This window comes from Micromonospora sp. 15K316 (assembly GCF_004348525.1).
GTDB lineage: Bacteria > Actinomycetota > Actinomycetes > Mycobacteriales > Micromonosporaceae > Micromonospora.
This window is the reverse complement of the sequence record NZ_SMKG01000061.1, coordinates 19,197-29,111: the sequence shown is the minus strand read 5'-3', so window position 1 is coordinate 29,111 and position 9,915 is coordinate 19,197. Positions and strand designations below refer to the sequence as shown.

The 9,915-nt window shown below is 72.5% G+C and carries 12 protein-coding genes; 2 read left to right on the top strand and 10 right to left on the bottom strand.

Annotated features, from left to right (window positions below; translation table 11 throughout):
• The 9 genes from E1211_RS14650 to E1211_RS14610 form a co-directional block, all read right to left on the bottom strand.
• Nucleotides 1-824: FHA domain-containing protein (locus E1211_RS14650; protein ID WP_132349336.1), on the bottom strand; the 824-nt coding region annotated here is incomplete at its 3' end.
• Nucleotides 821-1,114: a 4a-hydroxytetrahydrobiopterin dehydratase gene (locus tag E1211_RS14645; protein WP_132349334.1), complete on the bottom strand. Its 294-nt coding sequence runs from the start codon at nucleotides 1,112-1,114 to the stop codon at nucleotides 821-823. The genes E1211_RS14650 and E1211_RS14645, both read right to left, overlap by 4 nt.
• Before the next feature lie 92 nt (nucleotides 1,115-1,206).
• Nucleotides 1,207-2,256 (bottom strand): acyl-CoA desaturase, encoded by a 1,050-nt coding sequence (locus tag E1211_RS14640; RefSeq protein WP_132349332.1) that lies wholly within the window; start codon nucleotides 2,254-2,256, stop codon nucleotides 1,207-1,209.
• A 150-nt stretch (nucleotides 2,257-2,406) separates the two neighbouring features.
• Nucleotides 2,407-2,727: a divalent-cation tolerance protein CutA gene (gene cutA / locus E1211_RS14635; RefSeq protein ID WP_132349330.1), complete on the bottom strand. Its 321-nt coding sequence runs from the start codon at nucleotides 2,725-2,727 to the stop codon at nucleotides 2,407-2,409.
• A 9-nt stretch (nucleotides 2,728-2,736) separates the two neighbouring features.
• On the bottom strand, nucleotides 2,737-3,783 hold the full coding sequence (locus E1211_RS14630; protein WP_132349328.1) for a 1-acyl-sn-glycerol-3-phosphate acyltransferase: 1,047 nt from the start codon (nucleotides 3,781-3,783) through the stop codon (nucleotides 2,737-2,739).
• Entirely contained in the window at nucleotides 3,783-4,613 is an 831-nt protein-coding gene (locus E1211_RS14625; protein WP_132349326.1) for a patatin-like phospholipase family protein, read from the bottom strand. The genes E1211_RS14630 and E1211_RS14625 overlap by 1 nt, the downstream gene beginning before the upstream one ends.
• A 440-nt stretch (nucleotides 4,614-5,053) precedes the next feature.
• Nucleotides 5,054-5,764, bottom strand: coding sequence for a hypothetical protein (locus tag E1211_RS14620; protein WP_132349324.1), 711 nt, complete (start codon nucleotides 5,762-5,764; stop codon nucleotides 5,054-5,056).
• On the bottom strand, nucleotides 5,761-6,672 hold the full coding sequence (locus tag E1211_RS14615; RefSeq protein WP_132349322.1) for an ATP-binding cassette domain-containing protein: 912 nt from the start codon (nucleotides 6,670-6,672) through the stop codon (nucleotides 5,761-5,763). Before E1211_RS14615 ends, E1211_RS14620 begins: the two co-directional genes overlap by 4 nt.
• Nucleotides 6,669-7,589 (bottom strand): hypothetical protein, encoded by a 921-nt coding sequence (locus tag E1211_RS14610; RefSeq protein ID WP_132349320.1) that lies wholly within the window; start codon nucleotides 7,587-7,589, stop codon nucleotides 6,669-6,671. Before E1211_RS14610 ends, E1211_RS14615 begins: the two co-directional genes overlap by 4 nt.
• A 143-nt stretch (nucleotides 7,590-7,732) precedes the next feature.
• Between E1211_RS14610 and E1211_RS14605 the strand changes: the two genes are divergently transcribed.
• Entirely contained in the window at nucleotides 7,733-8,920 is a 1,188-nt protein-coding gene (locus E1211_RS14605) for a sensor histidine kinase (protein WP_207915369.1), read from the top strand.
• Nucleotides 8,904-9,563 carry a response regulator transcription factor gene (locus E1211_RS14600; protein ID WP_132349318.1) on the top strand — a complete coding sequence of 220 codons (660 nt, stop codon included), beginning with the start codon at nucleotides 8,904-8,906 and terminating at the stop codon, nucleotides 9,561-9,563. The genes E1211_RS14605 and E1211_RS14600 overlap by 17 nt, the downstream gene beginning before the upstream one ends.
• A gap of 11 nt (nucleotides 9,564-9,574) precedes the next feature.
• Here the strand turns inward: E1211_RS14600 and E1211_RS14595 are convergent, their stop codons facing one another.
• Nucleotides 9,575-9,907, bottom strand: a complete 333-nt coding sequence (locus E1211_RS14595; RefSeq protein ID WP_132349317.1) for a TfoX/Sxy family protein — start codon at nucleotides 9,905-9,907, stop codon at nucleotides 9,575-9,577.
• Between the last annotated feature and the right edge of the window lie 8 nt (nucleotides 9,908-9,915).

Sequence of the window (9,915 nt, the reverse complement as noted above, 5' to 3'; positions counted from 1 at the left end):
ACCCCGCCCTCCCCCTCCGGGGCCCGGCCGACGAGCACCGCCCGCTCCTCGCTGACCACGAACCGGCGACGGACGAGCCCACCGATCCGTACCGCGAGGACCTCGGTACGCGGCCGCGGGCCCACGTCCTGGAGCCGGGTGCCGTGCCGGGGGCAGGTCGGCACGCCGCCGCGCAGCGCGGGCGGCGCCTGCTCGGCGGGGCTGCGCTGCACCCGGGCCAGGTCGGCGAAGGAGCCGCCACCACCGCCGCCGAAGAGCGCACAGCCCGACTCCGGGCACCGCCACTGCCGGGTGAGCAGCTTCGCCCCGGCCGGGGAACGGCGGCCCGCCGCCGGTTTGTCGCCGCCCCCGACGTGCGCGACGAGGTTCGGCCCGCCGGCGCCCGGCACCGGGGCGAGAACCCGACCGGGTTCCTCCGCCACCCAGGGGAACCGCCCGCGCAGCCCGTCGAGGCGGGCCCGGGTGAGCACCGGAAGGCCGAGCAGGTCGGCCACCTCCAACATCCGGTCACCCGGGTTGTCGAGCACCTCGACCAGCCCGTCGTCGGCCCACCGGCGGACCACCATCCGCTCGTTCGAGGTGAGGTCGGCGTCGGAGAGCAGCGCCCGGTGCACCACGGCGTAAACCTGGACGCTGTCCTCCTCCAGCTGCCGGGAGAGGGCGTCGATCACCATGCCGAGCCGGAGCAGGCTGGCCGGGCGGCCACCGTCGATGTCCTGGTAGCGGATCACCTCGGCCAGGTCGAGGACGGCCCGGGCCAGCGACGGGTCGACGCAGACCCGACCCTCGATGGCGTCCAACACCTTGCTGATCTCGAATCTCATCGGGCGCTCCGAACGATCTCGTCGATGCGACGGGCCAGGCCGAAGTCACGCCGAGTGACCCCGCCGGCCGAGTGGGTGACGCACCGGAACGTCACGGTGCGCCACCGGATGTCGATGTCGGGGTGGTGGTCGAGCTGCTCGGCCGTCTCGGCGACCCGGTCCACCAGCGCGATGGCGGCCGGGAAGCTGGCCAGCTCGACGCTACGGCTGATCCCGGTCGGGTCGCCCGACCATCCGGCCAGCCCGCCCAGCTCCTGTTCCACCGCCTCCGCGGTGAGCACGTCTGCCATGGGGTGACCCTACCGGGGCGGGGAGCCCCGCCGGCCGCGCGTACCGGCGGGGTGTCGCGCCGGGACCACGCGGCCGGCCAGGCCGGTACCCGTCAGCCGCGCAGCGGACGCCCCACCTCGTGCAGGTGGGCGAGCGCCTGCCGGTACGAGTCGACGAGCCCGGTCTCGGCGTACGGGATGCCCTGTTCCGCGCAGTACGCCCGCACCAGCGGCTGGGCCCGGCGCAGGTTCGCCCGCGGCATGTTCGGGAAGAGGTGGTGCTCGATCTGGTAGTTGAGCCCGCCCAGCGCCACGTCGACGAAGCGACCGCCTCGCACGTTACGGGAGGTGAGCACCTGCTTACGCAGGAAGTCGAGTTCGTCCTCAGCGGTCGGCATCGGCATGCCCTTGTGGTTCGGGGCGAAGGCGCAGCCCATGTAGAGCCCCCAGAGCCCCTGGTGGACGGCCGCGAAGAGCAGCGCCTTACCGGGTGACATGGCCAGCAGCAGCGCGCCCAGGTAGCCGGCCGTGTGCACGCCCAGCAGCAGCGCCTCGACCCGCCGGTGCCGCATCGGCGTCCGGAACCGGCCGTCCGGCTCCCGCCCGGCGATCGCCCGGATGCTCGCCACGTGCAGGTTGAGCCCCTCCAGCAGCAGCATCGGGAAGAAGAGGTACGCCTGCCGCCGGGCGAGCCAGCGCCCAAAGCCCCGGGTGTCGCGCGCCTGCTCGTACGTCCAGACCAGGGCGCCGGCGCCGACGTCCGGATCCTCGTCCTCGTGGTTCGGGTTGGCGTGGTGCCGGTTGTGCTTGTCCACCCACCAGCCGTAGCTGAGCCCCACCGCGAGGTTGCCGGCGAGCAGCCCGACCGCCTCGCTCGGGCCGCGCCGGCGGAACATCTGCCGGTGTCCGGCGTCGTGACCGAGGAACGCCACCTGCGTGGTGGCCACCGCCATCACGACCGCGACGAGCACCTGCCACCAGGAGTCCCCCACCGCGAAGACCGCCACCCAGCCGGCCGCGAAGATGCCCAGGGTGAGCAGGATCCGCGCCACGTACCAGCCGGGACGGCGTTGCAGCAGGCCCGCCTGGTTGATCCGTCGAGACAACTGCGCGTAGTCACTCCCTCGCCGTACCGGCGGGTCCGCCACCGCTGTCAGCACCATGGCCGCTCCTGTTTCCTCGATGTACGGCCGGCCGTGCGGCTCGACCCCCTCCATCGAGTCTCCGGAGATCGGTAGCGTTGAGTAACCCTGTGAGCCCCCGAGTGGGGGTAGGGCCGTCCCTACCTCGACGCCCCGGAGCAGGGCGCCCGCTCAGGGGCGGGTGTGCTCGTAGACCCAGGCCGCGTACGCGGGGTCCCCGCTCTCCACCCGGCTCACCAGGATCTCCGGCACCTCGTACGGGTGGTTGGCGCGGATCCGGTCGACCAACGCGGCCACCCGGTCCGGGGCGGTCTTGAACTGCACCGACCACTCGCTGCTGGTCTCCACACCGGAGCGCCACCAGTACGTGCTGTCGACCTGCCCGCCCACCTGGGCGCAGGCCGCGAGCCGGCCGGTGACGGCGACCGCCGCCAGCACGTCGGCGACCGAACGGGCGTCCACCACGGTCGTCACCACGCTGATCTGGTCCACGACCGCACCCTACGTGGCGGGCTCACCGTCGCTCTCGACCACGCCGTCCCGATTCGCCGCGATCCACTCGTCGATCCGGGCCCACCAGTCGAAGAGCCAGTCGATGCGTTCCTGCCGGCCCGTCGGCACCTCCTCGGGCGGCACCGACCAGAACCGCATCACGATCCGCTTGTCCATCGGCAGTTCGCGCCAGACGTCGGCGACGGTCACCATACGGTCCAGACCGGTGTGCGCCACGAAGATCACCCCGGCCTCGGGAGCGGCGTCCAGCGCGGCCAGCAGTCCACCGGGTTGCGGGGCGAGCACGTGCCGCATCCGCTCGGCCCGCAGCGCCATCCGCTCCAGGCCCAGCGAGCGCAGGCGGGCGATGGCCCGCAACCGCCGCGTGGGGGTGAAGTTGCCACCCTCCGGGAAGATCACGAAGGCGTCGTCGTCGTCCAGGCCGGCGGCGAGGTGCCCGACCTGACGGATCACCGCCTCGGCCCGGTCGTGGTCCGGCGAGGGCGCGATGAAGCGGTTCGGCAGCCGGTTGAGCAGGACGTCGATCGCCGGATCCCACTGGAGGCTGTCCTTGAGCACGATCCGCGGCTCACGCTTGAACCAGTTCACCAGGGCGTGGATCAGGATGAACGAGTCGCCCGGCCCGGCGTGCCGGCAGAGCACCAGCTCGGGCCGGCCGGGCAGGGCGGTGTCCGGGTCGGCCCCGGTCACGTCGATCCGCAGCCGCAGCGTCCACCGCGCCTGCCAGAAGAGCACCCGCAGGAACCAGCCGGCGAGCACGTAGTGGGCCCGTTGGAAGGCCGGCGAGTGCACCCGGGCGCCGAAGCCGGCCCCCACCCAGAGCGCGAAGAGCGCGATCAGTGCCGCCGCGTCCCAGACCAGGTAGACGGTGCCGATCCAGAGCAGGCGCAGCGGGCGCAGGCGACCGGGCACAAGCGGGGAGAGCGCCGCCGCGAGCAGGGCCCAGACCGGCAGGGTGGTGACCACCGCGACGGCGAGCAGGACCACGGCGGGCCCCAGCAGCACCCGGCGCGTCCACCATGGCGGCAGCGGCATCAGCGCTCCAGGTTGGCCAGGTACCGCCGTGAGGCGGTGTACGCGCGGCTGATCCGCCGGCCCACGGCCGCCATGTCCCGGTACGCCCACGGCGTGTCGTCGCGGGGGTTCAGCCCGCCGGTCGGCAGCACGTGCACCTCGACTCCTTCGGGCAGCGCGGCCATCTCCCGGAAGAACCGGTGCCGGCGGGCGATCTCGAAGGCGACCTGGGCGATCTCCCAGGGGCGGCGGGGTGGGGAGAGCTCCCGTTCGATCCGGCCCACCTGGAGGACGAAGATCCGGGTCGCGCCGGCCGCGACGGCCTCACCGATCGGGATCGAGTTGACGATCCCACCGTCCACGTAGTGCGCGCCGTCGATCTCGGTGGGCGGCAGCAGTCCGGGCACCGAGGCGGAGGCGAGCACGGCCGGCACCACCGGCCCGCTGTCGAACCAGTGTTCGGCGGCCCGTTCGATGTGCGCCGCGCAGCACCGGAACGGCACCCGCAGGTCGGCGAAGGTGGTCTCGGTACCCAGCTCCGACTCCAGCAGCCGGCGCAGCGGGCGCGGCGAGTGCAGGTGCGTACGGGCGGCGAACCGGCGGAGCTGGCGCGCGACCGAGTCGCCGTACACCTCGCTCGCCTCGGGCGACGCCCAGAGCCGGACCAGCCGGTCGGTGACCGCCTCGGACGGGTCCGCGGCGACCAGGGCCCCGTTGACCGCCCCGATCGACGTGCCGAGCACCAGGTCCGGCCGGATTCCGGCGCGGAACAGCGCACGGAGCATGCCCACCTCGACCGCGCCGAGCACACCGCCGCCGCCGAGCACGAACGCCACCGGTCCCCCCGCCATGCCGTTCATCCTGGCACGACCGCGCCGTCCGGCTCGCGGCTGAGCGCGGGTGAGCCCGGCCACTACCGCCCGCTGCTGGCCTGGGCCGACCTGGGCGCCGTGCTCGACAGCGGCCGGGTCACCGATGGCCGGATCCGCCGCTGCGAGCAGGCCGTCATCGCCCGGCGCGACCGCCCGGGATCCAAGACCCCGGCTGGAACGACGTCCTCGACGCCTGCGGCCGTGCCTGGACGCCGGATGGGCAACGTAACGGGCAGCCGACCCCGGGAAGCAGCTCGACCTGTTCGCCAGCGCCGGCATCGAAAGCTGAGGCAGCCGCGATCAGGCCCCCGGCCCCGGTCACCCGACGCGGCGCTCCCACGACGTGGTTTCCCACCCGTGCGGGCGCGCCGGCTGGGTAGCCGCGGGCGTGGGCTCGATGATCAGGCGCGGCTCGATGATCAGGCGAGGTCGCGGCGTCTCGCGACGAGCAGGGCGACCCCCACCACGCTCGCGGTGTACAGGCACAGGAGGCCGAACGCGACCGGCAGCGCCGCGGTGCCGGCCCGTTGGGCGACTGCCGTGACGAGGCCGATCGGCAGGACGTCGCCGATACCGAAGGCCATCCCGAGGAGCATTTCGACGACCTGCCACCCGACGACGGCCCCCACGGCGATGCCCGGGTGGGGCACCAGCACACCGATGGCGGTACCGAACGCGGCGAGGACGCCGACCGCGGCCGCCACAGCTAGGACACGCAGGACGGCAACGCCCGCACCGTCGAGCGCGACGTCGCGCCCCATGGCGATCGGTACGACCACGGCTGTCGCCAGCAGCGTGGACAGCAGCCCGAGGACGGCCCCGACGCCCGCGAACGCCGACACCTTGGCGGCGAGCACAGGCACACGCTTCGGTACCGCCAGGTAGTCGAGTCCCACTGTCCGGCGGGCGAACTCGCCGCCGACCAGAGCCGCGGCGAAGGCGGCCACGACCACGCTCACCACGGCGAGTGAGACGTCCATGAAGTCGGCCACGGTCGTGTTGTGCTCCACCGGGTCCAGCGCGGCATCCATCAGGCTCACCACGGCCACGACCGGGAGGACGAGGAGCACCATCCAGGTGGACCGCACGGTGCGCAGCTTCATCAGCTCGGCCCGGGTCAGCGCGCTCATCGGATCGAATCCTTTCCAGTGGTGAGGCGGAAGTAGGCCTCTTCCAGCGAGGGCTCCTCGACGAGGAGGCGGTCCACCCCGATGCCGTGGTCGAAGGCGACCCGGCCGACGGAACGGGCGTCGTCGCCGGCGACGGTGACGACGCGCCCGGTGCACTCGAGGACTCGGTGCCCCTGCTCGCGCAGCAGGGCGGCGAGCCGATCCGGCTCCGGGACGCTGATCTGCACTGTCGGGCCGCCGGCGAGTTTTCTCAGGTCGGCCAGCGGCTGCTGGGCGATGAGCTGCCCGTGCCCGACGACGACGGCCTTGTCGATCATCAGCGCCAGCTCGGGCAGCCCATGGCTGGACACCAGCACGCCACGTCCCTGGGCGGCGAGGCCGCGCAGGAACTCGCGCAGCCAGCGGATGCCCTCGGGGTCGAGTCCGTTGGCGGGTTCGTCGAGCATCAGGATGGCGGGGTCGCCGAGCAGGGCCGCGGCCAGGGCGAGCCGCTGGCGCATGCCGAGCGAGTAGCCGCCCACTCGACGTGCGGCCGCCTGCCCGAGACCGACGCCGTCGATCACCTCCTCGACACGTCGCCTCGGAATCCCGGCCTGGCGGGCCAGGATCCGCAGGTGGTTACGGCCGCTGCGCCCCGGGTGCACGGCTCCGGTCTCGAGAACGGCGCCGACGGTGCCCAGCGGGTCGGCCAGTTCCCGGTACGGTCGTCCGGCGACGTGCACGCGGCCGGCGTCCGGGCGGACGTGCCCGACGAGGGAGCGCATGGTGGTCGTCTTGCCGGCGCCGTTGGGGCCGATGAAGCCGACCACGCTGCCGTACTCGACGGTGAAGCTCAGTCCGTCGACCGCCTTGAGCCTGCCGAACGTCTTCGTCAGCGCCTCGACCTCGATCGCGTACGCGCTCGTCACGAGTCTCCTCCTCCTGAATCACTCACCGGTACGGGACGATGCGGGGACGCGAGGGCGGGAGCGCGTGCGGCGTTCACCGGGCGGCCCCGCCGCTCGCCCTTCGGGCGCGCCCACGGAGTGCGGCCGCCGGGCTTGAAGACGGAGAGGACCACCGCGGTCCACAGCAGGACGGTGAACAGGCCCATCGCGCCGGTCAGCAGCAGCCCGGTGGTGCCGGTCTCGATCACGCCGTCCGCGCTGCGCGCCTCCAGCTCCTCGATCCAGGGGCCCTCGAAGGACGCGAGCAACGGCAGGGCGAGCGCGATGACCAGCTTGGCCAGCACCCACTTGTGCGTGACGAGACCCCACGGTGTGCCGAGCGAGACCACGACACCGGTGACGATCGTGGCGAAGGCGCTCGGGATCGCCAGGAGAAGGTCGAATCGGTGCAGCAACAGGTACGCCCCGTGCTGCATCTCGTGGCTGTCGGCGGACGCTCCGACGATCGCCAGTACCAACATGCCCGTCGCGACGCCCAGCCAGCCGACCCCGATGCCGACGTGCAGCGTCAGCCACACCTTGCGTGGCGTCCGCTTCAACCGCGGGAAGCGCGGCTTCAGGCTGACCACGATCGCGGACGACAGCGCCATACCCAACCACGGCAGGTCGTGGGCGAGCAGGAACAGGAACTGCGCGGGCACGAACAGCAGGTGGAAGACGATCAGCACCGTTCGGGCGGGGGCGGAGGTCGCGGCACGTCGCAGCGCGAACCAGCCGCCGAACGACAGCGCGGCGGCAAGCGCGTAGCCGCAGGCCGCCGCGATCGTGAAGAGCGGGTGTGGCGGATCGGGACGCAGCGCGGTCACGGTGCCCGCGGTGAGAGCGAAGGCACCGAAGACGAGCTGCAGTCGTCGCGGATCGAGACGCTTACTTCCCATGCGCCCAGCGTTGCCGCCGGCGGCCCCGGGGACATCGGCGGATCCGGGACGGTCGCTCATGAAGTCGGTGATGATCTGCGGCCGTCGCGTACAACTTTCCGCCGACGCCGGCGTCCGCCAGGCGGCCTTAGTGTGGAAGCACGATGAGGTCCCATCCCCTGCACCAGGTGGTGCGATGGTTCTGCCGCCGCCCCGTGATCGACGCGGCGGCCGCGGTCGCCATGGCGCTGTGCACGGCGACCGGCCAGTTCGGGGTGGACTTCTTCGGACCGACCCTCGCCGGTTTCGAGCCCCGCCTTCCCCCGGTGTGGCTCGGGCTCCCCGTCGGGCTCGCGGTCGGTGTGCTGACCTGGCGGCGGCGTCGTTCCCCCGTGATCCTGCTGGCCGGCACGCTGGCGGCGAACACCCTCGTGTCGGCCCAGGTGACCGTCATGCTCGCGCTGTACACGCTGGCCACCCGCACGGCAGCGTGGCCGAGGGTCACCGTCAGCATCCTGGTGTCGGTGGTCCTGGTCGGCGTCCCGATCTGGCGGTACGCCGGCGCCGACGGGGCGATACCGGTGACGGTTGCCGTGTGCGTCGCGCCGGCCCTTCTCGGGCTGTACGTCGGTACCCGACGCAAACTGGTCGAACGCATTCGCGAACGGGCCGAGCGACTCGAACGCGAACAGTTCGAGCGGGTGGCGCAGGCCCGCAGCGACGAGCGGGCCCAGATAGCCCGCGACATGCACGACGTGGTCACCCACCGGGTGTCGCTCATGGTGTTGCAGGCGACCGCTTTGGAGGCGGCCGGGGGCGAGGAGGCCGTGCGCATGGGCCGGCAGATCGGCGCGATCGGCCGTGAAGCCCTCGCTGAGCTGCGCTCCCTCGTCGAGGTCCTCCGCAGCGACGGCGACCTGCCGCTCGCTCCGCAGGCCGGCCTGGCCGACGTCGAGGCGCTGGTCGAGGAGTCCCGGAAACTCGGCGTACCGGTGACCCTGGAGGTTGAGAACGAAACGAACGCCCGCCCGTCGCTTCTTGTCGAGCACGCCGTGTACCGCGTCGTGCAGGAGGCCCTGACCAACGTGCACAAGCACGCCCCGGGCGCCCGTACCCGCGTCTGGATCCAGCAGTCGCGGCAGTCGCTGCGGGTTACGATCAGCAACGGCCGCGGACGGCCCGCCCAACGCGCGAGCCTGCCGGTCGGCGGCGGCCACGGGCTGCTCGGCCTCGGCGAACGCGTCCGCCTGATCGGGGGGACGCTCACCTCAGGCCCCACCCGCGACGGCGCGTTCGAGGTGGTCGCCGACATGCCGGTCGCACCCGGGAAGGACGATGACCGCACCGACTAGGACGCTGATCGTCGACGACGAGTGGATGGTACGCGCGACGCTGCGCACCATCCTCGAGGCGGCACCCGACATCACGGTGGTGGGCGAGGCGTCTGACGGCGCCGAGGCCGTCGAGCTTGCCCGGACGCTCGGGCCGGACGTCGTCCTCATGGACATCCGCATGCCGCGCACCGACGGGTTGACGGCGACCGAACGGATCGCACGGCTCGACCGGCCGCCGTACGTCGTCGTCCTCACGACGTTCGACCTCGACGAGTACGTGCACACCGCGCTCCGCAACGGCGCCGTCGGGTTCCTGCTCAAGGACGCGTCGGCCACCGACATGGTCGCCGCGGTGCGCAGCGCGGCACGCGGCGACGCCATGATCTCTCCTCGGGTCACCCGCAGGTTGCTGCAGAAGTTCGCCGGGCCGACCCCCGATCGGCGCCGCGACGCCGAACAGCGGCTCTCGGTGCTCACCGATAAGGAGCGCGAGGTGCTGGTGACCGTCGGCCGGGGCATGTCCAACGCCGAGATCGCGACCACGCTCTACATGAGTGAGGCAACGGCGAAGACGCATGTCAGCCGGATCCTGGCGAAGCTCGGCCTCGCCAACCGGGTCCAGGCGGCGATCCTCGCCCACCAAGCCGGGATGCTCGACTGAGTGCGCCAGGATCACTTCGCCGGCAGGCCGCGGGTGAAGGTGACGCCCCGGCCGACCCAGCGCTGAAGATCGGCATCCTCGGCGCATGCCGACGGCTCGACGGTGACCCAGCCGCGCATGATCCACCCGCGCATCTCCGTGGGCTGGGCGCCGTCCTCGGTCAAGAACTGCGCGGACTGCGCCGGGTCGACGCGGACCATCAAGCCTCCCGCGCCACGGATGACCACCGCCATGTTGCCGTTGAGCATCATCGCCAGGCCGCCGAACATCCGCCTCTCGTCGATGCCCGGCTCACCGCCGACCAGCTCACGCACCCGGCTGGCGAGATCCTCGTCATATGCCATGCCGGCAT